This is a genomic window from Mumia xiangluensis (genome assembly GCF_010994095.1).
In the GTDB taxonomy this organism is placed as follows: domain Bacteria; phylum Actinomycetota; class Actinomycetes; order Propionibacteriales; family Nocardioidaceae; genus Mumia; species Mumia xiangluensis.
Genome location: NZ_WJYO01000003.1, coordinates 134,508 through 161,280, shown reverse-complemented (window position 1 = coordinate 161,280; position 26,773 = coordinate 134,508). Strand labels below are relative to the sequence as shown.

21 protein-coding genes and 1 pseudogene are annotated in these 26,773 nt (G+C 71.2%); 12 read left to right on the top strand and 10 right to left on the bottom strand.

Features of this window, described 5'->3' with window-relative positions; translation table 11 throughout:
• Nucleotides 1-4: 4 nt before the first annotated feature.
• Nucleotides 5-2,557, top strand: a complete 2,553-nt coding sequence (locus GH747_RS11075) for a bifunctional FO biosynthesis protein CofGH (protein WP_149770039.1) — start codon at nucleotides 5-7, stop codon at nucleotides 2,555-2,557.
• A 122-nt stretch (nucleotides 2,558-2,679) separates the two neighbouring features.
• Complete coding sequence (locus tag GH747_RS11070; protein WP_205602902.1) at nucleotides 2,680-3,060, top strand: SHOCT domain-containing protein; 381 nt, start codon at nucleotides 2,680-2,682, stop codon at nucleotides 3,058-3,060.
• A gap of 93 nt (nucleotides 3,061-3,153) precedes the next feature.
• On the opposite strand, the gene GH747_RS11065 is transcribed toward GH747_RS11070, so the two are convergent.
• The 3 genes from GH747_RS11065 to GH747_RS11055 are packed head-to-tail and all read right to left on the bottom strand — an operon-like array spanning nucleotide 3,154 to nucleotide 6,113.
• Nucleotides 3,154-3,618 carry a DUF6542 domain-containing protein gene (locus GH747_RS11065; RefSeq protein ID WP_149769655.1) on the bottom strand — a complete coding sequence of 155 codons (465 nt, stop codon included), beginning with the start codon at nucleotides 3,616-3,618 and terminating at the stop codon, nucleotides 3,154-3,156.
• A gap of 27 nt (nucleotides 3,619-3,645) precedes the next feature.
• Nucleotides 3,646-4,824 (bottom strand): DNA recombination protein RmuC, encoded by a 1,179-nt coding sequence (locus GH747_RS11060; RefSeq protein ID WP_149769654.1) that lies wholly within the window; start codon nucleotides 4,822-4,824, stop codon nucleotides 3,646-3,648.
• Entirely contained in the window at nucleotides 4,821-6,113 is a 1,293-nt protein-coding gene (locus GH747_RS11055; protein WP_205602901.1) for an MFS transporter, read from the bottom strand. Before GH747_RS11055 ends, GH747_RS11060 begins: the two co-directional genes overlap by 4 nt.
• Before the next feature lie 56 nt (nucleotides 6,114-6,169).
• On the opposite strand from GH747_RS11055, the gene GH747_RS11050 reads away from it, so the two are divergent.
• Genes GH747_RS11050 through ychF form a run of 3 tightly spaced genes read left to right on the top strand, consistent with a single transcriptional unit; the run spans nucleotide 6,170 to nucleotide 8,877 of the window.
• Nucleotides 6,170-7,183, top strand: coding sequence for an ArsR/SmtB family transcription factor (locus GH747_RS11050; RefSeq protein WP_149769653.1), 1,014 nt, complete (start codon nucleotides 6,170-6,172; stop codon nucleotides 7,181-7,183).
• Nucleotides 7,180-7,794 carry a GNAT family N-acetyltransferase gene (locus GH747_RS11045; RefSeq protein WP_149769652.1) on the top strand — a complete coding sequence of 205 codons (615 nt, stop codon included), beginning with the start codon at nucleotides 7,180-7,182 and terminating at the stop codon, nucleotides 7,792-7,794. Before GH747_RS11050 ends, GH747_RS11045 begins: the two co-directional genes overlap by 4 nt.
• Nucleotides 7,795-7,800: 6 nt before the next feature.
• Nucleotides 7,801-8,877 carry a redox-regulated ATPase YchF gene (ychF, locus tag GH747_RS11040; protein ID WP_149769651.1) on the top strand — a complete coding sequence of 359 codons (1,077 nt, stop codon included), beginning with the start codon at nucleotides 7,801-7,803 and terminating at the stop codon, nucleotides 8,875-8,877.
• A 42-nt stretch (nucleotides 8,878-8,919) separates the two neighbouring features.
• Here ychF and GH747_RS11035 read toward each other — a convergent pair whose 3' ends face one another.
• Both GH747_RS11035 and GH747_RS11030 read right to left on the bottom strand, forming a co-directional pair.
• Nucleotides 8,920-10,098 (bottom strand): MFS transporter, encoded by a 1,179-nt coding sequence (locus GH747_RS11035; protein ID WP_149769650.1) that lies wholly within the window; start codon nucleotides 10,096-10,098, stop codon nucleotides 8,920-8,922.
• A gap of 43 nt (nucleotides 10,099-10,141) precedes the next feature.
• The gene (locus tag GH747_RS11030; protein ID WP_149769649.1) at nucleotides 10,142-11,710 is read right to left on the bottom strand and encodes an HD domain-containing phosphohydrolase; all 1,569 of its coding nucleotides are present in this window, start codon (nucleotides 11,708-11,710) and stop codon (nucleotides 10,142-10,144) included.
• Between the two features lie 77 nt (nucleotides 11,711-11,787).
• On the opposite strand from GH747_RS11030, the pseudogene GH747_RS22500 reads away from it, so the two are divergent.
• The 4 genes and pseudogenes from GH747_RS22500 to GH747_RS11010 form a co-directional block, all read left to right on the top strand.
• Nucleotides 11,788-12,741, top strand: a pseudogene (locus GH747_RS22500) (FAD-dependent monooxygenase); the annotation flags it as partial.
• A 196-nt stretch (nucleotides 12,742-12,937) separates the two neighbouring features.
• A complete protein-coding gene (locus GH747_RS11020) occupies nucleotides 12,938-13,720 on the top strand; it encodes an alpha/beta fold hydrolase (RefSeq protein ID WP_149769648.1) in 783 nt (260 codons plus the stop codon).
• Between the two features lie 49 nt (nucleotides 13,721-13,769).
• Complete coding sequence (locus GH747_RS11015) at nucleotides 13,770-15,275, top strand: CYTH and CHAD domain-containing protein (RefSeq protein WP_149769647.1); 1,506 nt, start codon at nucleotides 13,770-13,772, stop codon at nucleotides 15,273-15,275.
• A 97-nt stretch (nucleotides 15,276-15,372) separates the two neighbouring features.
• The gene (locus GH747_RS11010) at nucleotides 15,373-17,355 is read left to right on the top strand and encodes an LPXTG cell wall anchor domain-containing protein (protein ID WP_149769646.1); all 1,983 of its coding nucleotides are present in this window, start codon (nucleotides 15,373-15,375) and stop codon (nucleotides 17,353-17,355) included.
• Between the two features lie 63 nt (nucleotides 17,356-17,418).
• Here the strand turns inward: GH747_RS11010 and GH747_RS11005 are convergent, their stop codons facing one another.
• Nucleotides 17,419-18,108, bottom strand: coding sequence for a M23 family metallopeptidase (locus GH747_RS11005; protein ID WP_228552887.1), 690 nt, complete (start codon nucleotides 18,106-18,108; stop codon nucleotides 17,419-17,421).
• The gene (locus GH747_RS11000; RefSeq protein WP_149769645.1) at nucleotides 18,105-20,867 is read right to left on the bottom strand and encodes an LPXTG cell wall anchor domain-containing protein; all 2,763 of its coding nucleotides are present in this window, start codon (nucleotides 20,865-20,867) and stop codon (nucleotides 18,105-18,107) included. Before GH747_RS11000 ends, GH747_RS11005 begins: the two co-directional genes overlap by 4 nt.
• A gap of 194 nt (nucleotides 20,868-21,061) precedes the next feature.
• Here GH747_RS11000 and GH747_RS10995 point away from each other — a divergent pair, with 194 nt between their 5' ends.
• Nucleotides 21,062-21,850 carry an ABC transporter ATP-binding protein gene (locus GH747_RS10995; protein WP_205602900.1) on the top strand — a complete coding sequence of 263 codons (789 nt, stop codon included), beginning with the start codon at nucleotides 21,062-21,064 and terminating at the stop codon, nucleotides 21,848-21,850.
• Complete coding sequence (locus GH747_RS10990) at nucleotides 21,832-23,397, top strand: hypothetical protein (protein ID WP_149769644.1); 1,566 nt, start codon at nucleotides 21,832-21,834, stop codon at nucleotides 23,395-23,397. The genes GH747_RS10995 and GH747_RS10990 overlap by 19 nt, the downstream gene beginning before the upstream one ends.
• A gap of 9 nt (nucleotides 23,398-23,406) precedes the next feature.
• Here GH747_RS10990 and GH747_RS10985 read toward each other — a convergent pair whose 3' ends face one another.
• Both GH747_RS10985 and GH747_RS10980 read right to left on the bottom strand, forming a co-directional pair.
• Nucleotides 23,407-23,805 (bottom strand): antibiotic biosynthesis monooxygenase family protein, encoded by a 399-nt coding sequence (locus tag GH747_RS10985; protein WP_149769643.1) that lies wholly within the window; start codon nucleotides 23,803-23,805, stop codon nucleotides 23,407-23,409.
• Nucleotides 23,806-23,848: 43 nt separating this feature from the next.
• Nucleotides 23,849-24,286 (bottom strand): hypothetical protein, encoded by a 438-nt coding sequence (locus GH747_RS10980; RefSeq protein ID WP_149769642.1) that lies wholly within the window; start codon nucleotides 24,284-24,286, stop codon nucleotides 23,849-23,851.
• Nucleotides 24,287-24,381: 95 nt separating this feature from the next.
• Between GH747_RS10980 and GH747_RS10975 the strand changes: the two genes are divergently transcribed.
• Entirely contained in the window at nucleotides 24,382-25,509 is a 1,128-nt protein-coding gene (locus tag GH747_RS10975) for an N-acetylglucosamine-6-phosphate deacetylase (RefSeq protein ID WP_205602899.1), read from the top strand.
• Between the two features lie 16 nt (nucleotides 25,510-25,525).
• On the opposite strand, the gene GH747_RS10970 is transcribed toward GH747_RS10975, so the two are convergent.
• Complete coding sequence (locus GH747_RS10970) at nucleotides 25,526-26,761, bottom strand: YibE/F family protein (RefSeq protein WP_149769640.1); 1,236 nt, start codon at nucleotides 26,759-26,761, stop codon at nucleotides 25,526-25,528.
• Nucleotides 26,762-26,773 lie beyond the last annotated feature (12 nt).

The following is a 26,773-nucleotide window of genomic DNA, read 5'->3' as shown; positions in this document are numbered from 1 at the left end:
GACGATGACCAGCGACCGCGAGATCCGACGGGCGCTGGCGCGTGCCGAGGCAGGCAAGTCCCTCGACCACGCCGAAGCGGTGGCGCTCGCGTCCGCCCGCGGCGACGACCTCGTACGCCTGAGCGCTGTGGCGACCCGCGTCCGCGACGCGGCGATGGTCGCCGCCGGACGGCCGGGTGTCGTCACCTACTCGCGCAAGGTCTTCATCCCCATCACGCGACTGTGCCGGGACCGATGCCACTACTGCACGTTCGCGACCACGCCCAACCGCGTCGAGGTGCCGTTCCTGTCGCCCGACCAGATCGTCGCGATCGCCGCCCAGGGTGCCGCGCAGGGCTGCAAGGAGGCCCTGTTCACTCTCGGCGACCGCCCGGAGGACCGGTGGCCGCAGGCCGCGGAGTGGCTTCACGAGCACGGCTACGACGACACCCTCTCGTACGTCCGCGCGATGGCGATCCGTGTCCTCGAGGAGACGGGGCTGCTCCCGCACCTCAACCCCGGGGTGATGTCGTGGGCGGAGCTGCAGCGTCTCAAGCCCGTCGCGCCGTCGATGGGCATGATGCTCGAGACGACGGCGACGCGGCTGTGGTCGGAGCCCGGTGGCCCGCACTACGCGTCGCCGGACAAGGACCCCGCGCTGCGGATCCGGGTGCTCGAGGACGCCGGCCGCATCGGCATCCCGTTCACGACCGGCATCCTCGTCGGCATCGGCGAGACCGTGGCCGAGCGTGTCGACGCGCTGTTCGAGCTGCGGCGGATCGCCCGGACGTACGGCGGGGTGCAGGAGGTCATCGTCCAGAACTTCCGCGCCAAGGACGACACGGCGATGCGCAACGAGCCTGACCTGGGCGTCGAGGAGTACCTCGCGACCCTGGCGACCGCACGCGTGGTGCTCGGTCCTTCGGTGACGCTCCAGGCGCCGCCGAACCTGTCCGACCCGGGCTCCATCGCGCCGCTGCTCGCCGCCGGCGTCGACGACTGGGGCGGCGTCTCACCGGTCACGCCCGACCACGTCAACCCCGAGCGCCCGTGGCCGCAGATCGACGACCTCGCCGCGTGGACCGCCGAGTCGGGCCTGCAGCTGGCCGAGCGGCTGACCGCCCACCCCAGATACGTACGCGAGACGCTGTCCGGCGAGCGCCCGTGGTTCGACTCGCGCCTCGTCCCGCACGTGTCCGCGCTCGCCACGCCGGACGGGCTCGCCGAGGCGGCCGCGCCGGTGGTGGGCCGGCCGTGGCAGGAGCCGGAGACCCCGATGGAGGCCGCCGGGCGCACCGAGCTCCACACCGAGGTCGACACCGTCGGGCGCACCTCCGACCGGCGTACCGACTTCGCCGGTGCCGACGGCGCGAGCGCGGACGGCGCCGGCGTCTATGGCGATTGGGAGGAGGTGCGCGAGCACGCGGCCCGCACGTCCGAGCCCCTCGGGCTCCCCAGCGTGCCCGCCCGCGTGGACTCCGACGTCCGTACGGCGCTGGCTCGCGCCGAGATCGATCCTGCGGGTCTCTCCGACGACGACTACCTCACACTGATGACCGCGGACGGCCCGGCGCTCGACGCGGTGTGCCGCCTCGCTGACGACCTGAGGCGTGACGCGGTCGGCGACGAGGTCACCTACGTCGTCAACAGGAACATCAACTTCACCAACGTCTGCTACGTCGGGTGCCGGTTCTGCGCCTTCGCCCAGCGGAAGACCGACGCGGACGCCTACACGCTGTCGCTCGACCAGATCGGCGACCGGGTCCGCGAGGCGGCGGAGCTCGGCGCGACCGAGATCTGCCTCCAGGGAGGCATCGCCCCCGACCTCGGTCCTTCCGCGTACGCCGACATCGTCCGCGCGGTCAAGGCGGCGTCCCCCAACATCCACGTCCACGCGTTCAGCCCGATGGAGATCGTGACCGCATCCGCCAAGGCGGGTCGCTCGATCCGCGACTGGCTGATCTCGCTGCGTGAGGCCGGCCTCGACACCATCCCGGGGACGGCTGCCGAGATCCTCGACGACGACGTCCGGTGGGTCCTGACGAAGGGCAAGCTGCCCGCCGCACAGTGGATCGAAGTCGTGGAGACCGCGCACTCGCTGGGGATCCGGTCGAGCTCGACGATGATGTACGGCCACGTGGACAACCCGCGCCACTGGGTCGGGCACCTGCGCACGCTCGCGGAGGTGCAGGAGCGCACGGGCGGCTTCACCGAGTTTGTCGCGCTGCCGTTCATCCACACGAACGCGCCGATCTATCTCGCCGGGGTCGCGCGACCAGGACCCACGATGCGCGACAACCGTGCGGTCCACGCACTGGCCCGGATCATGCTCCACGGCCGCATCGACAACATCCAGACCTCGTGGGTGAAGCTCGGCGTCGAGGGCACCCGGTCGATGCTCACCGGTGGCGCCAACGACCTCGGCGGCACCCTGATGGAGGAGACCATCAGCCGGATGGCCGGCTCTCAGCACGGCTCCTCCAAGACGGTCGAGGACCTGCGCCTGATCGGTGAGGGCATCGGACGGCCGGTCCGTGAACGCCGGACCGACTACGCGCACCAGCGCGCCACCGTCTGACCCGAATTTCCGACTCACCCTCCGAGGGCGATGCCTGAGCGGCCGAGCGTGGCAATACTGGCCACAGCGGCGTCCGCGCGACGCCCGTTGCGCCGTGAACGCCCTCGTGAAAGGCATGTGCTGTGAACGATTTCTGGGACTTCTTCTGGCTCCTTCTCTGGAGCTTCGCCTTCGTCGCGTACCTGATGATCCTCTTCCAGATCATCGGCGACCTGTTCCGCGACCACGACCTCAGCGGCTGGTGGAAGGCGGTGTGGATCATCTTCTTGATCATCGCGCCGTTCCTGACCGCGCTGATCTACGTCATCGCACGCGGTAGCGGCATGGCTCAGCGGCAGGCCGCAGCGATCCGCGCCGCCAGGGCCGAGACCGACCAGTACATCCAGCAGACGGCCGGACAGACGAGCCCGGCACACCAGATCGAGACGGCTAAGGCCCTGCTGGACTCGGGCACGATCACCCAGGCCGAGTTCGACCAGCTGAAGGCCAAGGCGCTCAGCTGACGTCTGGACCAGCGCCGAGCAGGGCGCGCGGTCGCGAGCCTGGCCCTCGAGGTTGTCACCTCGGGGGCCAGGCGCTTCGCGTTCGAGGGGCGATCAGCCTCGGACCGCAGTGCGGCGCCAGGCAGTGATGCCGAGGACCGCGCCCAGCGCGATCGCCCACGCGAGGGCGTGGTGGATGATCGCGATGGCGACCAGCTGGACGACCGAGGCGTCCGGCGGCGAGCCGGGCTCGTCGACTGCGCCCGGTCGGATCACTGCCACGACGATCAGCACGGCAAGGAGCACCACGGGCGGGGTCACCATCGCGGCGTACAGGGCGTCGCGTGACGCCGCGAGGGCGTTCGTCACCGAGACGAGCACGAACATCACGTCGAAGAACCACCCGAGCCGCCCTGTCGTGGCGATCTCGAGCCAGGCCGTCGATGCGCCGACGAGGATGGCGATCGTGACGACGCTGCGCGCAGTGAGGTCGTGCTCGGCCGCGCGAGCCGTCCACGACCTGCGCCGTCGTGGCGCCGGTCGCCGAGAACCACGGGGGAGCCGGGCCCAGTGCTGCACGTCTTCACGCTAGGCCGTCCCGCGGAGTCACCCCGTACGGCGCGCCGATCCGTCACGGCCGTCGCTCGTGCCGGTCCGGCCAGCCTCGGCGCGGCTGACCTCCGCCCGGGCGACCTCCGATGACACGATCTCCTCGACGAGCGGGTCGATGAGCTCAGGCGCCTGGAGCGGTCGTGCGAGTGCCTCGACAGGCTCCGGTGCGGCGAGGTCGGTGTCGGGGGCGTGCAGCTCCGACATCCGGCGTGCGGTCACCAAGACACGGGTCTCGAGTGAGCCGACAGCGCTGTTGTAGGCCTTGACCGCGCTGTCGAGGCTGCGGCCGACCTTGCCGACATGGGCGCCGAGCGTGCCGAGCCGGTCGTACAGCTCGCGGGCGAGCTCGTGCACCTGGCGCGCCTCGTCGGCGAGCTGTGCCTGGCCCCACGCGAACGCGACCGTGCGGAGGAGGGCGATGAGGGTCGTCGGCGTGGCGAGGACGATGCGCTTGGCCGCGGCATCCTCGATGAGGGTGCGATCCGTCTCGAGCGCGGCGGACAGGAACGCCTCGCCCGGGACGAACAGCACGACGAACTCGGGCGTGGTCGAGAACTGGCGCCAGTAGCCCTTGGCTGCAAGGCCGTCCACGTGGGTGCGCAGCTGGCGTGCGTGCCGGGCGAGGTGCGCGGCCCGCTCGTCGTCGTCCTCGGCCTCGGTGGAGTCGAGAAAGGCGTCGAGCGGCACCTTGGAGTCGACGACGACCTGCTTGTCGCCGGCGAGGTGGACGACCATGTCGGGACGCAGCGCAGCACCGTCGTCCCTCACGGTCGTCTGCAGGTCGAAGTCGCAGCGCTCGACCATGCCGGCCAGCTCGGCGGCGCGCTGGAGGTGCATCTCTCCCCACCTGCCCCGGACCTGCGGCTTGCGCAGAGCGGACGAGAGGGCGGCGGTCTCGCGGCGCAGGGACTCGCTCGTCGCCCGCACCTGCTCGACCTGCTCGCGCAGCTGGCTGTGCCACGCGATGCGGCTGGACTCGAGCTCGCGCAGTCGCGTGTCGAAGCGGTCGAGGCTCTCCTTGACCGGACCGACCGCCTGCGCCGTCGCGTGCGCCGACAGCTGCACGTGGTCGGCGGTCGTGCTGTCGTGGCGGCGCAGCAGGCCGCTGCCGAGGACGACGCCGGCAGCGAGGCCGGCGAGCAGGGCGAGCAGCGCGACGAGGAGGAGCGTCATGGGGTCAGCGTGACAGCGGGGACGGACACTTCCGCGCCAGACACGTCGGGGGAGACCGCCGTGCGCTCGGCAGCGCGCCGTGCGACGAGTGCGGCGCCGGTCCCCGCGGCGACGAACATCGCGGCGAGCGCGATCCACCCGGGCGTCCCGTGCTGGATCGCGGTCGCCGTCACGAGTGCGGGCGCGACCATGGACGCCACGGCGTACCCGGTCTGGGAGAGCCCCTGGTACGCCCCCGCGCTCTGCGGGTCGGCCAGCTCGAACGCCATGCCCCACCCGCCGGCCTCGCCGAGGATCTCGCCGATCGAGTGCGCGAAGCCCGCGGCGAGAAGCAGGCAGCACGCGGTCACGAGGTCGCCGTACCCTGCCAGCGCGTACCCCACGCACGCCGCCGCCAGCAGCCACGACCCGCGGCGTACGGCGATGCCCGCCCGACGGACGTCGTGCGTCCCCCGAGACGCGCGGACCTGCAGCGACGCGACGACCACGGTGTTGAGGACGAGGAGCGCCGACACCATCGCGGTCGGGGCGTCGGTCGTCGCGACCCAGAGCGGCACTCCGATCGTCTGCAGGCTGAAGTGCATCGCGACCACGGCGTTGAGCGTCACGCTCGCGACGTACGTGCGGTCCTTCCAGGGCGATCGTCCGCGTGCGGCGACGCCGTCCGCGTCGTGCGCGGTCGGGGCGGTGACCATCCGTGCCGCGAGCTCGGGCACCAGGCGCGGGAGCCGTACGAGGGGGATCGTGGCGACGAGCAGCAGGACGCCGACCGACAGCATCGCGACCTGGTACGCCGCTGCTGTGCCGACCACGAGCGCGGCCGCGGCGACGACCGTCCCGAGCCCGATGAACACGTTCGTGACCACGCGCATCCGGGCGCGGACCGACACCCGGTCGGCGCCGGTGTACCAACGGGCCAGCATCGCCTGCTTCGACGTGCCGGTCGCCGAGCGCATCGCCACCGCGAAGCAGGCGATCAGCGTGAACGAGACGGCGTCGGCGGCCAGGGCGTAGGCCAGCATCGCGACGCCGTTGAGGCCTGTCGACCACGACTGGACGCGGTGCGCGCCGACGCGGTCCGAGAGCCGGCCAGCCCCGTACGACGCGAGGACCCCGGCGCCTCCGGCGATCCCGAGACCGAGCCCCACCGTCGTCGCGTCGAGACCGATCACGCGCGTGAAGTAGAGGGCGCTCACCGTGTAGAACACGCCGCTCGACAGTGCAAACGCGATGGTGCTGAGCGTCAGCGAGCGGGCGACGCGGTCGGTGGGGAAGAAGGTTTCGATCACGGAATCAGTTGTCGCCGATTCCGGTGAGAGAACAAAAAGATATAGCGTATGGCTTCATGGTTGGCCTTCTCGAGTACGAGCTGAGCGGGTGGGACTTCGCGGAGGTCCGCTTCGCGCTGTCGCCGATCAACGAGCTGACCCTCTCGCTGCGGACGTTCCGCGAGCCGGGCCGCTATCCCGTGCACCTCCCGTGGCTGCGCGAGACCCAGACGGCACGCGAGAAGCTCGACGTGACCATGCTGCGTGCCCTCACGAACGACGCCCTGTCGACCCCGGACTTCCTCACCCCGCGCCCGTACTCGCCGCTCACCCGCATCGACGACGAGCTGCGCGCGGTCGCGCGAGTCGATGACGAGCGCGTCCGCTCCGACCTGCGCGCGATCCATCCCGGCCGGCTGCCGTACGCGCTGCGCGGGCCGGCCGACGAGGTCCGCGCGCGGATGATGCGGGCCCTGCGGGCGTACTGGGACGCCTGCTTCGCCCCCTGGTGGCCCCGGATGCGGGCCGTCCTGCAGGCCGACATCGTCTACCGCGGGCACGTGACCGCGAGCGAGGGCGTCGCCGCGATGTTCGGAGGGCTCAGCGACCGGATCACGCTCGACGGTGACGTCGTCCGGGTCCGCCTCAACAGCTCGACCCGCTCCCGTCGGCCCACCCGCGGCGCCGGCCTGACGCTCGTCCCGAGCCTGTTCACTCGAGGCGCCAGCGTCCCGATCGGCGAGGACGAGCCGCCGATGATCATGTACGGCGTTCGCGGGGCGGGCACCCTCTGGCAGGCCGAGCCCCGGCGCTCCCCGGCGGTGCTGGCCGACCTTCTCGGGGTTGCGCGCGCAGGTCTGCTCACCGCACTCTCGACGCCGGCGTCGTCGACCGAGCTCGCGGGACGCCTCGGGGTGACGACACCGGCGGTCAACCAGCACCTGCGGGCGATGCGTGACGCCGGACTGCTCACCAGTGCGCGTCACGGTCGGTCCGTCCTCTACCTGCGGTCCGAGCTCGGCGACGCGCTGGTCGCCGGCGGGGCGGTCCGAGGTGGGCCGGTGGCGCTCGGTGGTACGACAGTGGGGTGACCGGACTGCCTCCCCGCACCACGCTCGCGCTGCCCCTGCACACCGACCGCCTCAGCCTGCGCCCGTACGCCCTCGACGACGCCCCGCGGGTGCTGGACGTCCAGAGCCGGCACGACGTCATCCGCTGGCTCGGCGACCCGCCGTACGTCCCGATGGAGACCCTCGACCAGGCGCAGACCTGGATCAACGACCTCAACGCCCTGCCCGACGTCGACCCGCGCTGCATCGGCCTCGCCGTCGAAGCCGTCGAGACCGGCGTCGTCGTCGGCACCATCATGCTGACGACCCTCCCGAAGACCGACCCGGTGGAGCTCCAGGTCGGGTGGCATCTCCACCCGGACTCGATCGGGCACGGCTACGCCACCGAGGCCGCGCGGGCGCTGTTCGACGCGGCGTACGCGCACTTCGACGGCAGCGACGGGCGACCCGAGGTGGACCGCGTCTGGTGCGACATGTTCGCGGACAACCACCCCTCGGCCGCCGTCGCCGTCCGCCTCGGCCTCCGCGACACCGGCATCCGCGACGACCCCTGGTACGACGGAGAGGGGCACATCTTCGTGACCACGCGCGCCGACTGGACGGCGGGCCGCGGGGGTCGCCCCGTACGCTAGTTCCTCGTGGCACTCAGCATCGGCATCGTCGGACTCCCCAACGCGGGCAAGTCGACCCTCTTCAACGCCCTCACCAAGAACGACGTCCTCGCCGCGAACTACCCGTTCGCGACGATCGAGCCCAACGTCGGCGTGGTCGGAGTCCCCGATCCGCGCCTCGACGAGCTCGCCAAGATCTTCGGCTCGGAGCGCATCCTGCCCGCGACGGTGCAGTTCGTCGACATCGCCGGCATCGTGCGGGGCGCGTCGGAGGGTGAGGGGCTCGGCAACAAGTTCCTGAGCCACATCCGTGAGTCCGACGCGATCTGCCAGGTCACCCGCGTCTTCCGCGACCCCGACGTCACCCACGTCGACGGCAAGGTCTCGCCGAGCGACGACATCGAGACCATCCGCACCGAGCTGATCCTCGCTGACCTCCAGACCATCGAGAACGCCCTCCCGCGCCTGGAGAAGGACGCCAAGAAGGACAAGGAGCTCGTCCCGAAGGTCGCCGCTGTGCAAGAGGCACGGACGCACCTCGAGGCGGGCACCGGCGTGTTCGCCGCGGGACTCGACCTCGAGCACCTGCGAGACCTGCACCTGCTGTCGGCCAAGCCGCAGCTGTTCGTCTTCAACTGCGACACCGACGAGCTCGCGGACGAGGAGCTCAAGGCGCGCATGCGCGAGATCGTCGCGCCCGCCGAGGCCGTCTTCCTGGACGCCAAGATCGAGGCCGAGCTGGTCGAGCTCGATGATGACGCCGAGGCGCTCGAGATGCTGCACGAGATGGGCGTCGAGGAGCCCGGACTCGACGTGCTCGCGCGCGTCGGCTTCGAGACCCTCGGGCTGCAGACGTACCTCACGGCCGGCCCCAAGGAGTCCCGCGCGTGGACCATCAAGAAGGGCGCGCCGGCCCCTGAGGCTGCCGGTGTCATCCACACGGACTTCCAGAAGGGCTTCATCAAGGCCGAGATCGTGTCCTTCGACGACCTCGTCGCGGCCGGCTCGATGAGCGCCGCGAAGGCCGTCGGCAAGGTCCGCATGGAGGGCAAGGAGTACGTGATGGCCGACGGTGACGTGGTGGAGTTCCGCTTCAACGTGTGAACGGGCGCGAGGCGGGCGGCGGCGCGTGACTGCGCGTGATCTCTACGCGGCTGGTCGCCCGACGGCGCGTCGAGCGAGCAGCATCGTCCACGCAGTCCCTGCCAGGGTGACCGCGACGCACGCCGCGAACCCCCGCCCGATGCCCTGCTGCTCCGCGACGAGTCCGACCATCACCGGTCCGGCCGCCAGGCCGAGGTCCAGGGCGACGCTTGCGGTGCCGGACGCTGCGCCGCGCTCCGAGGGCGACGCGGTGGCGAAGATCGCCGAGAAGAACGCCGGGGTGCTGAACACGATCCCGAACGCGGTCAGCGCGCTCCCGGCGAGGACGCCCGCCGGAGTCGGGACGAGCGTCAAGAGGAGCATCCCAAGGCTCATCGTCGCGAGTGCGGCCGCTCCGAGAGACAGCGGAGGCACCCGGTCGACGTACCGGCCGAACGCGATCCGCCCCAGGACCACGGTGCTGCCGTAGACCATCAGGGGGAGGCTCGCATGGGGGAGTCCGGACCGCTCGGCATGCAGAGCAGCGAACGTCAGGAACCCGCCCATCGCCACGATCGAGGTCAGGAAACCGAGGCTCGGGGCGATAGCGGGCACGTGCACCAGCCCACCGGGTTCTGAGTCTGCCGCTGGCTCGCGGGTCTCCCCGACGAGGCGAACGAGCAGGATGGCCGCTGCAGCGAGCGCGGCCGCGACGAGCCAGGCTGCCCGGAATCCGCCGATGCTCACGACCTGCTCGCCCAGTGGGGGCCCGAGGGTCAGCCCGAGGTAGAGGCCGAGCGAGTTGTAGCTCATCGCCTCCCCGATCCGGCTCGGCGGCGCGAGGTCGGCGACCGCCGCGATCGCGGCGACGAAGAACGCGGCCTCGCCCAGCCCGAGCAGGAGCCGCAGCGCGACCACAACGGTCAGAGACGGAGCGTACGCCGTCAGTGCGAGGCCGACCGCAGCCGTCGCCGCGCCGACCGTCATCAGCGGGAGGCGTCCCCACGTGTCGGTGAGCCGGCCGGCGATCGGACGCCCGACAAGAGCCGTCACCGCGAAGGCAGCGAACGCCAGCCCGGCCCCGGCCTCGGTCCCGCCGAGCGGCCCGGTCACCTGGAGGGGGAGCGCCAGGATCGCGATGCCGTCGGCCGTGAAGTACGCCAGCTCGGCAAGAGCGAGGGCGACAAACGGTCGCGTCACCAGTGGTTCGGTCAACTCCGTACCGGCAAGTGGGGTGGTCATCTCCGCATCGTCCGGCGACCGGCGACGACGGACCTGCGTGTTCCTACCCAATCTCGCCTTCGTGCCCGGCCCCGCCTCCTGAACCCTGGACCGGTCCGGCCAGCCCGTGCTCGATGGTGAACATCGCGGCAGCGGCGCGGCTTCTCACCCCGATCCGCTCGTAGACGTCGCTGACGTGTCTGTCGATCGTCCGCGGCGATACTCCGAGGCGGCGCGCGATCTCACGGTTCGACATGCCGTGCGCGACGAGCCGCAGGACCTCGAGCTGTCGCGCGGTCAGGCCGACAGCACCACTGGGGCGGCGCCGGGTCGCCCCACCCGCGGCTGCGAGCACCGCGGCCACGGCGTCAGCATCCAGCAGGCCGGCGCGTACGTCGGCCTCGAGCCGCTGTCGTGCCTGCGCGGCGGGCAGCCCCGTACGATGCGGCCGGTCCTCGATCAGCGTGCGGTAAGCGTCGGCCGCTGCCAGCAGGCGCGCGCCGATGACGAGCATGTCTCCGCGCAGTCCGCGGTGGTACCCGCTGCCGTCACACCGCTCGTGGTGCGCGGCAGCAATGCCTGCGATCCGCTCCAGCTCGGGAGTCCGGGCCAGCACCCGCTCGGTGTGGTACGCGTGAAGTCGTGCCTGGTCCTCCTCGGCGGCCGTCCACGGGCGGGTGAGGTCCCAGATCCGGCTGCTGATCCCGACCCGTCCCACGTCGTGCAGGTGCCCGGCCACGCGTACCTCTCCTGCTTCCGCGAGGCCAAGGACCTCCGCCGCCGCGCCAGCAAGGTCACCGACGGCGGACGAGTGCCCGTGCAGCCATGGGCTCTTGAGGTCGACAAGGTCGCCGAACACCCGAGCAACGTCGAGCAGTCGGTCGTCGTCGACCCACACGACCGGATCGGGCTCGGCGTCGAGTGCTGCCTGGAGAGGGTCATCCGCGTCGAGACCGTCCAGCAACTCGCCCGACCTGCGGACGAACACCGCTGCGAGATGCGGGTCCAGCTCGCCGCCGGCGCGTCGGCGTACCTGCTCGACAGCGGCCTCGTCACCCCCCAACCCTCGAAACAGCAGAGCGGTCCCGGCCACATGCATGACGCGCGCCGGGAACGGGATCTGTTCGCCGCCGGTGCGTGGGAACCCCTTGCCGTTCCACATCGCGGTCATGTGGCCGAGCGAGTCCTGCGCGACCTTGGACAGCCCGAGCCGTCGACCCGCCTCCTGGGCCACCTCACAGGTGGCCACCGGCGCGTCGCGGGACATGGTGCGCATCGTCCTGGCCATCGTCACGGCGACGCGGGGCAGCGAACGCCCGGTGCCCGAGGCGACCGTCGGAAGGAAGGTCCGGAAGGCATCGAGGGCCGAGTCGGCGTCGGTCATCAGCGCCGCGTGCGTCGTAGCGATGTCGTCGCCCCAGACCGCGGCAGCCTCGTGAGCGTACGCCGTGCATCCGACGTGCTCGAGCAGGGACACCACCACGACGTCCCCGACCACCGACTGGTCGGCATCGACGGCTCGGGCCAACCGGCTCGCCACGACGCAGCGGCGGAGGGACTCGTCGGGCTGACCTCCGGTCCCGAGATCAGTGGCGCCGGCGAGCCCGGCCAGCAGACCCAGCAGCCGGAACACACCTTCAGGGTGCCGCTAGGGGCGGGTGTGCGCCAGAGGATGGGTAGTTCTGCCCATGCGGCGGGGACGGTCTCCGGATGAGGCTGAGGGCAAGTTCCCGCAACGAGAGGAGCAGGGCGATGCGTGGAGACGGCGTACGAGTGCTGGTGGTCGGTGCCGGCATCGCCGGACTCGCGGCCGCTCGCACACTGCGCGGGTGGGGCGCCTCGGTCGAGGTCGTCGACCGGCAGCCGACACCCCCCGTCGAAGGCGCCGGGATCTTTCTCCCCGGGAGCGCGGTGCGTGCCCTCGACAGCGTCGGGTTGGGAGACGAGGTGGCGCGCCGCGCCGTGGGCATCCATCGGCAACGAACCCTCGACCACCGGGGCCGCACGCTTTTCGAGATCGAGACCGGTGATCTGTGGCACGGTGTCGCGCCGTGCCTGGCGCTACCGAGGGCGGACCTGCACCAGGTGCTCCTGGCGGGTGTCGGTGAGGTCCCGGTGCGCTGGGGGGAGAGCCCCGAAGCGGTGGCGTTCGACGATGCCGGCGTCCACGTCACCGTGGCTGGGACGGCGACCTCGTACGACCTCGTGCTGGGCGCGGACGGGATCCACTCCACGGTCCGGCAGCTGGTCTTCGGACGCGGCGGTGTCCGGCAGCTCGGCCAGTACGCGCGACGCTTTGTCGTCAAGAACGACGTCGAGCCAGCGACCTGGTCGGTGCGTCTCGGGCCCGGATCGGCGTTCCTCACGATCCCGATCGGGGAGCACGAGGTCTACTGCTATGTCGATGGTCCGCTCGACGGTCCTCGGTCCCTGCGCGAGCTGCTGGCTGGCTATGCCGATCCGGTGCCGGCCCTGCTCGACTCGTGGGAATCGCTCGACACCGCGGCCGCCGTGCAGGCGGGCGAGATCGAGGAGGTCGTGCTCGACTCCTGGGCGCGGGACACGGTGCTCTTGATCGGTGATGCCGCCCATGCGACCTCACCGAACATGGCCCAGGGTGCGGGCTTGGCGGTCGAGGATGCCATCGTGCTGGAGGAGAGCCTCGGCTCGGCCGGAACCCTCGCCGAGGCATTGGCAACCTTCGAACGTCGCCGTCGACCACGCACACCGACTGGGTCCGCGAACAGACCCACCGACGCGACCACGCCCGGGGCATGCCTCCTGCGCTCCGGAACCTCGTGCTCAAGCACTTCGGTGCCCGCATCCAGCGGGCCAACTACCGACCGCTGCGGGCCCGTCCGTGACGCAGCACGTCGAGGTCGGAGGACTCCGCATCGGTTACGAGCGCGCCGGGACCGGGCCGGCAGTGCTCCTGGCGCACGGCTTCGTCGGCGACGCCCGGTCGACGTGGGGCCGTCAGATCGAAGCGCTCTCCGACGAGTTCACCGTGGTCGCCTGGGACGCCCCCGGGATGGGCGGCTCGTCCGACCCCCCGGAGGACTTCGGGATGGACGCGTACGCCGACTGCCTGGCCGCGTTCCTACGGGCGCTGCAGATCGGGCGCGCGCACCTCGTCGGGCTGTCGTTCGGTGCGGCTCTGGCGCTCGCGACGTTCCACCGGCACCGTGGGCTCGCGTCGTCGCTCACCCTCGTGAGCGGATACGCCGGCTGGCTCGGCTCGCTCGGCCGGGACGAGGCAGACGTGAGGTTGGCACGGTCGCTGGAGGCATCGCAGCTGACTCCCGATGAGTTCGTGGCCGCGATGGCGCCGTCGATGTTCTCGCCGTCGGCCGCCGGCGAGAACCTGGCTCCGTTCCTCGACAGCGTCCGCGCGTTCCATCCGAGCGGGTTTCGTGCGATGGCACGCGCGAGCTATCCGGACCAGCGCCATGTGCTCAGGGAGATCGACGTACCGATGCTTCTCCTGTACGCCGACCACGACCTGCGCGCGCCGGTGTCGATCGGTGAGGCGATCCACGGCGCAGTGCGCGGGTCCGAGCTCGTCGTCCTCACGGGTGCTGGCCACGCGAGCACGGTGGAGGCCCCGGACGACGTCACTCGTGAGCTGCGCCGCTTCTTGTGACCGGGCCGCTCGATCGGTGCTGTTCACCGTCCTCGGGTAGGCAGGATTCATGAAGATCCAGCACGAGGTCGAGGCGACGTACGCCCTCGCTGACGACACGGTCGTGCCGGACCTGCTCCTCCTCGACGGCGTCCAGGAGGTCCGGCAGCAGCCGGCGTTCAGCCTCACTGCGGCGTACTTCGACACCGCCGACCTCGCGCTGCTGCGTTCGGGCGTCAGTCTGCGGCGCCGTACGGGTGGTGTCGCCGACGGCTGGCACCTGAAGGTGCCGGCAGGAGGCGGGCGCGACGAGTTCCACCGGCCGCTCGGCAGATCGACGGCGACTCCACCGAAGCCGCTGCGTGACCTCGTTGCCGGGTGGGTGCGCGGCGAGCCCCTGGTCCATGTCGCAACGGTGCACACCGACCGGACACCGTCGCTCCTGCTCGGCGCGGACGGCCTCGTGCTCGCGGAGCTCACGGACGACCGGGTCACCGGGTCGACGCCCGAGGGCGAGACCGTCGCGTGGCGGGAGTGGGAGCTCGAGCTCGTCGACGGCACGGCGGACCTCTTCGACAGTGCCGATCAGGTGTTCGCGGCGGCGGGGGTCCACCGTGCCGAGGTGAGCAGGAAAGTCGCACGAACGCTGGGTGACCGTGTGCCGCCGGCACCGCGACTGTGGATGCCCGCAGCGGACGAGCCCGTCTCACGCCTCGTCCACGCTCGGCTGGTCGAGCAGGTCGACGTGCTGGGTCGCCGCGACGTCGACGCGCGTCGGGGCACCGATGAGGGCGTGCACAAGATGCGGGTCGCCTGCCGCCGGTTGCGCGCGCTGCTCGGCTCGTTCCGGCCGGTCCTCGACCGTGAACAGACGGATCCGGTGCGCGACGAGCTGCGCTGGCTCGCCGGCGTCCTCGGTCAGGCGCGCGACGCCGCGGCCATCCACGGACGGTTGCGAGACCTCCTTGCCGACGAGCCTCGCGACCTGGTTCACGGACCGGTGCTGGGTCGGCTCCGCTCGGTGTACGAAGGACGGGGCAAGGACGAGGTGCTCGCTGCCCTCGGCTCCCAGCGCTACTTCGACCTCCGTGATCGCCTCGACCAGCTCGCAGCAGACCCGCCCTGGACGGAGCGTGCCGAAGCCTCGGCGCGCGACGTGGCTCCGAAGGTGCTGCACAAGGAGTTCAAGCGCTTCCGCAGACGGGCCGATGCCGCGGCAGCCGACGAGCCCGAGCCTGCGCTCCACGAGGCGCGCAAGGCCGCGAAGCGGCTGCGGTACGCCGCGGAGACGGTCGAGCCCGTCGCGGGTAAGAAGGCGCGACGGCTCGACCGAGCCGCGCACCACGTGACCTCCCATCTCGGGGAGCTCCAGGACACCACCGTCAGCCGCTCCGAGCTGCTCGCGGTGGCGCAGGTCGCGAGCGAAGCCGGCGAGCCGACGTTCGCCTACGGCAGGCTGCACGCCCTGGACGAGGCACGAGCCAGCACGCTCATCGCCGCGTTCCGGGTCCGAGCGACCGTCGCTCGTCTGAAGGCGCGTACCCGCAAGGCCCGGAAGGCGTTGCGGAGGACTTGACCGGATGACCTCGCACGAACCTGGACATTTTGCCACGCGCGACCCCCTCCGGTACATACGCTCATGCCACTGTGCGCCTTGAGGGGGGAAGCGTGGGATGAAGAAGTTCCTGGTTCTAGCCGTTGCGATCCTGCTGTCCGTCGGCATCCAAGTGAACGTTGCCGCGTACGCCGACGGCGAGAGCGGCGACTCCGCCGCACCCGCTCAGGCGGAGTCCGATGCTCCGAAGGACGAGGAGCCCGACCCGAAGGCCGCCGAGGAGCCGGCTGAGCCGAAGGCGCCCGACGAGCCGGCTGAGCCGCAGAAGGACGAGCCGGCCGAGCCCAAGAAGGACGAGCCGGCCGAGCCGAAGGACGAGGCACCGAAGGGTGACGGGAAGGACGACTCGTCGGAGGCGCCGGCCAAGGACGAGTCCGCGGCGGAGCCGGACGAGTCGCCCTCGTCCGAGCCGGCGACGGACGACCAGCCCAAGCCCAAGAAGCAGAAGGCCAAGGCTCAGGCAGCCGCAGCCTTCGAGCCGTACGAGGTCGAGGTCTGGTGGAGGATGGCGCGCGTCAGTGACACCGCCGTGTGGGACTCTCCGCAGATCTACGCCGGCACGTCTCGACCGGCCGCCACCTGCAAGCCGGTCTCCTACCAGGTCGATTCTTACAACATCGAGGATCAGGCCGACGAGGACCTCCTCAACGAGCTGAAGGCGAAGGGGCTGTCCGCTCCGGGCCAGGACTCGGCTCTGGACCCGGCGCCCTGGCGTTTCGTCACTGTCAAGGACCCGTACTCGTGCGGACCGGAGGTCACGCCCGTCACCCCGACGGTCGTGCAGGCGATCTGCACCGGCCCAGGGCAGTACACCCCACCGTCTATCACCCTGCCGCTGGACACCGACCTGCTGACCTACTCGCTACGGGAGCTCGGCACGAACCTTCCCGTGACCGCGGTCGAGCCTGGCAAGACGTACGTCGTCCGTGCGGTTCTGGACGACACCGCCGATCCCAGGCCGGAGTTCGTGGACCTCCCCGACGGGTGGGTCGTGAACGGCGGCTACGGGTATGCCGAGCTCAAGATCACGATCACCGTCCCGGACTGCGGTGACTCGGCGACACCGCCGGAGCCCGCCTGGGTCGACGACTGCGGACCCGGCAACGGTCACTGGGAGTTCACCGACACCGAGGCGTACTCGTACACCGAGACGGTGAACGAGGACGGCTCGATCACGATCAAGGCCACGCCGAACGAGGGATACGAGTTCCCCGAGGGCACCGTGACCGAGTGGACCGAGACCGACTCCAACGAGCCGTGCGTCGTCGAAGCGCCGCCTCCGGTGTGGACCGACGATTGCGAGACGGTCGGCAGCTGGGCCGTGCCGCCGGACGGCGAGCACTACCACTACGAGGTCACGGAGGGCACCGACGGATCGCAGACGGTCACGCTGGTCGTCGACGAGGGCTACACGCTCCCGCCGGGCTCGGTGATGACGTGGACGGAGACCGAGGACGCAGGCGACTGCGACCTGCTGCCGGGTGACATCGAGTCGCAGTGCGTCAGTGCCGTCCCGTACCTCTCGTACGCAGTGACGCTGCCTCCGGGTCTGACCGACCCGGGCGCCAACCCGGTGACCATCACCTTCGTCAACCCCGACGGTGACGACTACGTGGTGTCGGGACTGCCGCTGAACGGCCGACTCCTGTGGCCGGGGGCATCCGCCACGGAGCCGCTCCAGTGGCCGGGCTGGGAGCTTCTGGAGGACGGCACGTACGTCGAGACCGACGGCAACTTCGCGTGGACGCGCCAGGGGATCACGGTGCGGTTCGATGTGAACCCGACGTACTCGACCACCGTCCAGTACCCGTCGGAGACGTCAGCCTGCGCCAACCCGCCGAAGCGCGTTCCGGAGAACCCGGATAACCCGGACAACCCGGATACGCCGGACACGCCGGTCGGTTACAACCCGCCGCCGACGGGCTCGACGCCGCCTCTGCCGAACACGGGTGGCACGTCGCTCGTGCCGGCGGTGCTCGGAGCGCTGCTCGCACTGACGGGCGGACTCGTGCTCGGCCTGCGCCGACGCTTGAGCTCCTAGCGACGCACGACGCAGGACCAGACACCGCGGTCGGATCCACGACCGCGGTGTCTGGTCCTTTGGTCAGGGGCGGTCGTGCCGGGGTCCCACGACCGACCGCTCAGCGGGGATCCCCTCCGCGAGCTCCGCCGGGTCGGCGCCGCCGCGCGGCCACTGGCGGAAGTCGCGGAACACGACCGGTACGCCTCGCGCGGCCGCGAAGTCGATGCTGTCGGTCGCCTGCAGGTGAACGTGGGGCTGCGTGGAGTTGCCCGAGTTGCCGCACTCGGCGACCTGCTGCCCGCTCTCGACCACGTCACCGGGCCGGACATCCAGCGAGCCGCGCCGCAGGTGCGCGAGCGTGACGAACGCCGCGCCGTACGCGATCGTCACGTGGTTGCCCGCGATCGCGGCGACACCCTGGCGTGCGCGCGACGCCTGGCCCAGTGCGTACGGCACGAGCGCGAGCTGCGAGCGGCGAGCCTCGTGGTCGGCCTCACCGTCGTGCGCCACGACGACCGTCCCAGGGCACGGGGCGAGGATGGGGCGTCCGTAGGCGAAGAACCGTTCCGGCGGCTCGGTCGCGAGGGCACTGCGCCAGTCGCGCACAGACGCCGTACGGCGGTGGTCGTCGACGCCGACGAAGTCGATCGCGTAGCGGGAGCCGAAGCGGTCCGTGCCGTGGCTCGGGACGCGGCGGGCCGGGCTGTTCTGGACCAACCACAGGCCGGTGAACGGGAGGTCGAGCACGCACGACATGGCTTCGGTGGTCACGCCTCGTCGTCGTGCCTGCGGCGGCCGCCGACGATGAGGACCGCGCCGCCGATCAGCAGCGCTGCGGCCACGACGATCGCCGACATCGCGATCGTCGTACCCGTGCTCGGCAACCCGTCACCTGCGCCGCCGGTGCCCGCGCCGTCGTCGGTCCCCCCGTCGCCGGTCGGGGTCGCGGTCGTCGGCGGTGTGGACGCCGTGGGAGCGGTGGTCGGCTCCGTGGGTGCGGTCGTGGGCGGAGTGGTCGGAGCGGTGGTGGGTGGTGTGTCGTCGAACGTGTTCGTGATCGTGCAGGTGGCTTCGTCGCCGTCCTCGAGCGTGATGGCGTCGCCCTCGAGGGTGCCGTCGCCCTCGCAGGACCACGGGCCCGCCTCGTACCCGTCCGGGCCGCCGGACTCCGCAAGCTCGTACGTCCCTGCTGTCAGCGACGCACGCGTGACGACGTTGTCTCCGGTCGTCCCGCTCACCGTCTGAGGACCGGTCGCGGAGAGCGTCCAGTCGGTCGGATCTGCCGCGCCGCCGTCGACCGCCTTCACGAGCGTGAGGATCGGCCCGGCCCACAGGTTCGTCGCCGTGCAGGTGACCTCCGCCTCGGTCGGGACCGTCACCACCGCGCCAGCGATGTCTGCGCCGGTGCACTGCCAGCCGTCCAGCACGTAGCCGTCCGGTCCTCCGGACTCGGCGAGGGCGTAGTCGCCCGGGGGAACGGGGACACGGGTGACGGCGGTGCCGGCGCTCTGTCCGCTGAAGGTCGTGCCGCCGGTCTCCGGACCCCCGGTCGCCGACAGCATCCACTCCTGCGGAGCGGCGTCCTCAGGATCGACGACCTTGACGAGCGTCAGGAACGATCCGACCCAGCGGTTCTCGACAGTGCAGGTGACGTCGTCCCCGGCCTCCAGCGTGAGCACGCTCCCGTCCAGCGTCCCTCCGGTGCAGGTCCAGCCGTCTGAGGCGAATCCGGGCGGTCCGCCGCTCTCCGAGAGGTCGTACGTCCCCGGCGCCACGGGGACGTCCGTCACCTCGTCGGAGCCGGTCGGGCCGGCGTGTGTCGTCTCGCCGACAGCGGTGAGGGTCCAGTCCGTGGGCTCGGCGCTCCCGCCCTCGCCGTTGTCGAGGTCCTTCTCGAGCGTCAGGTTCGCCCCCTGCCAGGTGTTCGTGATCGTGCAGACCACGTCTTCGGACGGGGAGACCAGCGTGACCACGCCTCCCACGACCGGACGTGGCTCGCCGTTCACCGTGCAGGTCCAGTCGCTCGCGTCGTACAGGGCAGGGGTCGGGCCGGACTCGCTGAGCGCGTACGGCCCCACCGGCACCGTCACGTGGCTGACATCGTTGCTGCCGCTCGCACCGCTGATGACGGTGCCGTCGGGACTCCGCGCCGTCAGTGTCCAGGCATCGGCCGGATCGGGACCGCCGACGACCTGCTTGATCAACGTCAGGTGCGGCGGGACCCACGTGTTGACGGCGTCGCAGGTGACGCTCTCACCGCGGGTGATCGTGACCGTCGTGCCGCTGAGAGCGCTCGCCGGAATGCATACCCATTCCGTGAGCTCGTACCCGGTCGGCCCGTCCGCCTCGGCCAGGTCGTACGTGCCCGCAGGCAGGCCACCCGAGACGCCGTCGGTCCCCGAGAGCTGGCCTGTCTCACTGCTCGCACTGAGCGTCCAGGCCGAAGGTGACGCGCTCCCACCCTCGACAACCTTGAACAACGTGAGCCGGCCGCCCGTCCAGGTGTTGGTGACCGTGCAGGTCAGGTTGTCGTCGACGCCGATCGTCACCGAGCTGTCGACCACCGCGACCGGGTCGCCGTCGTTCGTGCACACCCAGTCGCTCGCGTCATAGCCCTCGGGGCCGGGGGACTCGCTCAAGGTGTAGGTGCCGGTGTCGACCGAGACATGAGAGACGTCGGCGCTTCCGCTGGTTCCGGACACCACCTGGCTGGGTGACTGGGCGGTGAGCGTCCAGTCGGTGCGATCAGCGGTCCCGCCACCATCGTTGACGACGTCCTTGACAAGTGTCAGGTGGGGGAGATCCGCGGTGTTCGAGATCTCGCATCGAACCGCCTGGTCGAGACCGATCGTCACTTGGTCGTTGGTGACGACGAGGTCCTGCGTCGTACCGTCGGAGGACGTGGCATTGCAGATCCACGGGCCGGCATCGAAGCCAGTCGGGCCGGCCTCGGACAGGGTGTAGGTGCCGATGCGAACCTTCTGGTTGGTGACCGCCTCGGAATTGCCAGGGCCCGTCACCGTCGTGGGACCTTGAGCGGTGAGCTGGAAGTCTGCGGGCACGGCCGACCCGCCGCCGAACACGTTCTTGACGAGAGTCAGCGTCGGCTCGATCGCCTCGTTGTCGACCGTGCACGTGAGGTTGCCGCCCGGCGGGACGGTGATCGTCGGGGACGGATCCGTCGACTCGAAGCCGTCGCTGCAGCTCCAGTCCTGGAACCGGTATCCGTCGACGCCGCCGCTCTCCGAGATCACGTAGTCGCCGTCGGGGACCGTACGGCTTTGGAACCCGTTGAGGCCGTCGCCGGAGAGCTCCTCGCCGGTCGCGACGTGCGTGGCGTGCATCTCCCACAGCTGCCGACGGCCTTCGCTGGCCCCGCTGTCGAGGTTCTCGATGCGTTTGAAGAGGGAGAGGGTGCCGGGTTCCTGCCCCTGTGCGGGCGCCCCGATCGAGACGGGGACGGCCGCCAGGGCGATGGCGGCAGCGAGCGCGAGCGCCTTCGCCGGACGACCCCACGGATTCTTGCGCACGCAGCCCCCTACGCCAGCCCGAACCGCGGTGTCCGAGCACCACGAAACTAACAAATCGGACGCACCGATGCCGATCTCCGTCTGACACCCGAGGACACATACGGTGGGAGCGTCGTCCACCCCCTCGAGGAGCTGATCCCTTGTCCACCTCGGACGCCCCCCGTCCCCCCTCCGGGCCCGTCCCTGCTCCGCACGTGCAGCCGCCCACGACCGACTCGCCGCTCGATCCCGCCGCCGCGCTGTCCCTCCGCAACCTGAGCAAGTCCTTCGGTGACAAGCTCGCGGTCGGCAGCGTGAACCTCGACATCCCCTCAGGCTCGTTCTACGGGATCGTCGGGCCCAACGGAGCCGGCAAGACGACCATGCTCTCGATGGCGACGGGTCTCCTGCGGCCCGACCTCGGACGCGTCTCGGTGCACGGCGTCGACGTCTGGCGCGAGCCCGATGCGGCGAAGCGGCAGCTGGGCGTCCTCCCGGACGGCCTGCGGCTCTTCGACCGGCTGACCGGTGCGCAGCTCATCGCGTACGCCGGCGAGCTGCGCGGCCTCGATCGCGAGACGGTGCGCGCGCGCACCCACGACCTGCTCGCCGCACTCGGGCTCGCCGACGCGGCCGACACGCTCGTCGTCGACTACTCCGCCGGCATGACCAAGAAGGTCGCGCTCGCGTCCGCCCTCGTCCACGCGCCGCGGGTGATCGTCCTCGACGAGCCCTTCGAGTCCGTCGATCCCGTGTCGGCGGCCGGCATCCGCGACCTGCTCACGGACTTCGTCGCGAGCGGGGGCACCGTCGTCGTCTCGTCGCACGTCATGGATCTCGTCCAGCGGATGTGCAGCCACGTCGCGGTCATCGCACGCGGTGTCCTGCTCGCCTCGGGCACCGTCGAGGCGGTTCGCGCGGGGGAGTCGCTCGAGGACCGGTTCGTGGAGCTCGTCGGTGGACGGCAGGCGACGGAAGGACTGTCGTGGTTGCGGTCCTCCTGAGACTCAAGGTCACGCTGATCCTCAACGGCTTCCGCCGGTCGGTGTGGCAGACCATCGGCTTCGTGCTGGCCGCGCTGTATGCGTTGTCCGTCGTCGTCATGGTGGCCGCCGCATCGGTCGGGCTGTCGTTCCTGCCCGACGACGAGGCCCGCGCGTGGCAGGTCGTGTGCGGCTCGCTCGTGGTTCTCGGCTGGTGGCTGCTTCCTCTTCTCGCGTACGGGCTCGACGCGACGCTCGACCCTCGCCGCTTCCAGCAGTACGCCATCCCGCGCCGCGAGCTCTTGATCGGGCTCGCGCTGGCCGGCCTCGCCGGAGTCCCCGGCATCGCCACCCTCCTGTCGGGTCTCGCGACCGGCCTGACGTGGTGGGACGCGCCGCTCGCACTCCTCGGTGCGCTCGTCGGTGCCGTGCTCGGCGTCGCGGTCTGTGCCGTCGGTTCACGGATGCTGGCCGCCGTCGTGGCGCCGCTGCTGGACTGGCGCCGCTTCCGCGAGGTCGCCGTCGTCGTGGTGGTGGTCCCGATCATCATGCTCGCGCCGCTGCTCGGCCAGGTCCTCGACGACGTGTCGGGGGTCGACGACTGGCTGCCGGGCGTCGCCGACGTCCTCGCGTGGACACCGCTCGGCGCGCCGTGGTCCATCGCAGGCGACATCGCCGGCGGCTCCTGGCTGCTCGCTCTCGCGCGGATCGCCCTCACTCTGGCGACGCTCGCGCTGATGCTCCTCGTGTGGGGGGCGGCGCTCGCCCGGACGCTCGAGCGCCCGCCGTCACGAGGGCCTGTCGCGCAGGCGCACGGCTACGGCTGGTTCGACCGCCTGCCGGCCACTGGCGCCGGCGCGATCGCGGCGAGGTGCCTCACGTACTGGCAGCGCGACCCCCGCTACGCCGGCTCCATCGCCTTCGTCCCGTTCATCCCCGTGCCGTTCATCGTCTTCGGCGGCCTCGAGGGCAACGAGAGCCTGCTGTGGCTGGGCCCGATCATCGCGTACATCATGGGGTTCGCGATCTCGGCCGACCTCGCGTACGACTACACCGCGTTCTGGCTGCACGTCGTCTCGGGCGTACGCGGTGCCGCCGACCGGGCCGGTCGCGTGATCGCGCTGCTCGTGGTGGCACTCCCGCTGGTGACGCTCCTCGCGGTCGGCGGGGTGTGGGCGGTCGGAGACTGGGGCACGCTCCCTGCGGTCCTGGGTGCGTCGCTCGGGGTTCTGCTCGTCTCAGCAGGAGCCTCGTCGGTGCTGTCGGCGACCTACCTGTATCCCGTCCAGAAGCCGGGCGAGGGTCTCTTCGCACAGCCGCAGGGTGGCACGACCGCGATCCTGATCGGCCAGACGCTCGGCATCGTCGTCGTCGCCGTGCTCTCCGCGCCGACGCTCGTCGTGTTCGCGGTGTCCCTCGCGACGGGCGCGACGTGGGCGGCGATCCTCACGGCTGTCGTCGGGCTGGTCTCAGGAGCGGTCGCGCTCGTCGTCGGCATCCGCAAGGGTGGCGCGGTCATCGACCGTCGCGGCCCGGACCTGCTGCAGAGGATGGCTGCCTGGAGCTGAAGCGACGTGTCAGTCGCCGGTGCCGCCGGCGACCTCGTACGACCACAGCTCGGCCGACACGCTGACCGGACGCTCCCCGTGACCTGCGTGCTCGCCGCCGTGCCCGTGACCTGCGTGCTCGCCGCCGTGCCCGTGACCACCGTGCCCGTGGCCTGCGTGCTCGCCGGCCGGCGTACCGCGGTGTCCGTGCGCGAACGCAGGCGAGGACTTCCACGCCTCGAACGCGGCCTCGTCACGCCAGCGCGTGATGACGAGCCAGACGGTGCGGTCGTCGGTCGGCTTCAGCAGCTCGAAGCCTTCGAAGCCGTCGGTGTCGTCGACGGCCCCGGCGCGTGCCGCGAACCGCTTGGCCAGCTCGTCGCCGGAGTCGGCAGGGACGGTGATCGCGTTGATCTTGATGACGCTCATGGGTCCGATGCTAGGCGCTCCGGGTGGATCGGGGAGCCCGAGGTCACGACGACCGCAGCAGCCTGACCCCCAGCCGCGTGAGGAGCACAGACAGCAACGCGGCGACCGCGGCGACGGCCAACCAGGCTCCGCCGCTCACCGTCGACCCGATCGCGTCGTCGAACAGTGGCGTGACGCTCAGGAGGGCGTACGCGGTCGCACCCACGAGCAGCGGGACGAACACCAGCGAGAGTGCCCCTGTGATCGCGCGGGCGTACCCGGTGCCGGAGGAACGCCCGATGATCAGCCCCGCCACGATGCCGGCGACGAGCAGCTCCACGATCGGGACGGCGAGGAAGACGATGTGGTCGCCCGTCTGGATGTCGTCGTTCATGAAGTAGGCGAGCATCCACGCGAGCGGCAGGGCGAACAGCAGCACGACGACGGATGCGATCAGCGGGCCGGCGACGCGTGCGACAGGTCGGCCGGTCTCGGTGCTCATGCATCCTCCAGCGGGCGACCGTGGCAGTTCTTCACGGGTCGATCGTCGCATCCGTGGGTGTCGGGAGACACGCGCCCCCGTCTAGGGTGGTGGCCGTGGCGCCTCCTCCGATCACCCTGCCCGAGCACGTCGACGCCGATCGCGTCGTGACCGCGGACGGCATCATCGACAACGGCTGGGTCGAGCACCGCGACGGCGTCGTGACCGGCGTCGGACGCAACGAGGGCCCGGTGCCCGGTGCGTACGCGTGGCTGTTCCCCGGTTTCGTCGACATCCACTGCCACGGCGGCGGACGAGCGTCGTTCGACGGCGGTCTCGACGAGGCTCGTACGGCGGCGCGGACCCACGCCGCGCACGGGACGACCGCGATGCTGGCGAGCCTCGTGTCAGCGCCGGTCGACGTACTCGTCAAGCAGGTCCGCGGGCTCGCCGACGCGATCCGTGGCGGCGACCTGGGGCCGGTGCGCGGCATCCACCTCGAGGGCCCGTTCCTCTCTCCGACGCATCGCGGCGCGCACGACCCCGAGGCGCTGGTCGCACCGACCGAGGAGTCCGTCGCGGCGCTGCTCGAGGCGGGCGGTGGTCTCGTCCGCATGGTCACGGTCGCGCCCGAGCTGCACGGCGGGATGGCGGCGATCAGCCAGCTCGTCGAGGCAGGCGTGGTCGCTGCGGTCGGGCACACGGACGCCGACTACCAGCTGGCGACGGAGGCGTTCGCGCGGGGCGCCACCATCCTCACCCACGCCTCGAACGCCATGCTGCCCATCCACCACCGCGCGCCCGGTCCGATCGTGGCGGCGCTCGACGCTCCGGGGGTCCACCTCGAGGTGATCCTCGACGGCATCCACCTGCACGACGCATGGGCGCGGAGACTGCTCGCGGACGCGGGGCCGTACGCGGTCCTGGTGACCGACGCGATGGCTGCCGCGGCAGCCAGCGACGGGACGTACTCGCTCGGTGGCCTGATGGTCGAGGTCGCCGAAGGCACTGCACGCCTCGCCACCACGGGCGCGATCGCCGGAAGCACGCTGACGATGGACACCGCCGTACGCCGTGCGCTGGGGGTGCTCGGTGTCGATCCCGTCGCTGTCGCTCGCGCCGCGTCGACCGCTCCGGCCGCTGCGGTCGGCCTCGACGGCGGTGTGATCGCGGTGGACGCCCCGGCCCGGCTCGTGGCGCTCGATCGCGAGTACGCGGTCGTCGGAGTGCAGCCCGCGGCGTGACCCCCGCCCTCGCCCGTCACACGAGCTGAGGGTCCTGACCGGCGGTGGCGAGGGTGTCGGCGGGCTCTGTCGGCGGTGGCGCGAGATACACGGCGATCGCCGTGGTCGCCGGCACCGCGAGAACCAGTCCGATGAGCCCGACCAGGGTGCGTGCGATCTCTGCGCCCACCTGCTCGGTGCTGGCGATCTCCAGCAGCGAGCGGTCGTACGCGGTGACGAGGAGCAGCACCGTCGTCGCCGTCCCCGCGTACGCGAAGACCAGCGTGTAGACGCTCGACGCGATGTGGTCGCGCCCGATCCGCATCGCCGACACGAAGGTACGGCGCCGGCTCGCAGCGGGCTGAGCCGCGCGCAGCTCCCAGACAGCGCTCGCCTGCGTCACCGTGACGTCGTTGAGCACACCGAGACCGGCGATCACCATCGACGCCGTGACGACGCCGGACAGGCTGATCTGGTCGGCGATCGCCATCAGGATCTGGTCGTCCTCCGACGAGATGCCCGTGAGATGGGTCCAGTCGGTCGTGAGCCAACCGAGGACCGCGGTCAACGCGATGCCGATGAAGGTGCCGAACAGTGCTGCTGTCGTACGGATCGAGACGCCGTGGACGAGATACAGGACGACCAGCATGATGGCGCTCGACCCCACGACGGCGACGACGAGCGGGTTCTCACCGGCCAGCAGCGCAGGGAGCACGAACACGACGATCGCTCCGACCGTCGCGACCACGCCCCCGATCGCGAGCAGGCCGCGCCAGCGCGCGACGGCGACGATGACGACGGCGCAGGCGAGCGCGAGCCAGACCAGCGGCATCCCGCGGTCGAAGTCGAGGAACTCGTACGTCGCGGTGGCCGCGCCTTCGGGCTGGATCCGGATCACGTCGACCGCGTCACCGACCTCGACCCCCGACCGGAAGACGGCCGGTTGGACCGTGACCGTGGCCGACTCGTCGTCGGTGGTACGGACGAGCAGCTCGCCGCACTCGCCCTGGACCGCAGGCAGACCGTCGGGGCCGACCGCACCGCCGCCGCAGTCGACGGCCCGTACGTCGGTGACGGTGCCGGAGACGATGCTGACACCCTGCGTGCCGTACGGGTTCGGAGCCTTGGCGACGTCGTCCCCGTCCGGCCACAGGACCCACACGCCGATCGCGAGCGTGACCGCGATCAGCCCGACGACGACGGCGAGGACGGTCGCGAGCCCGCGACGTCCGTGGTCTTCGCTGCCCGTGAGGTGGCCGTGCGAGTGAGTCACGGAACCAAGCCT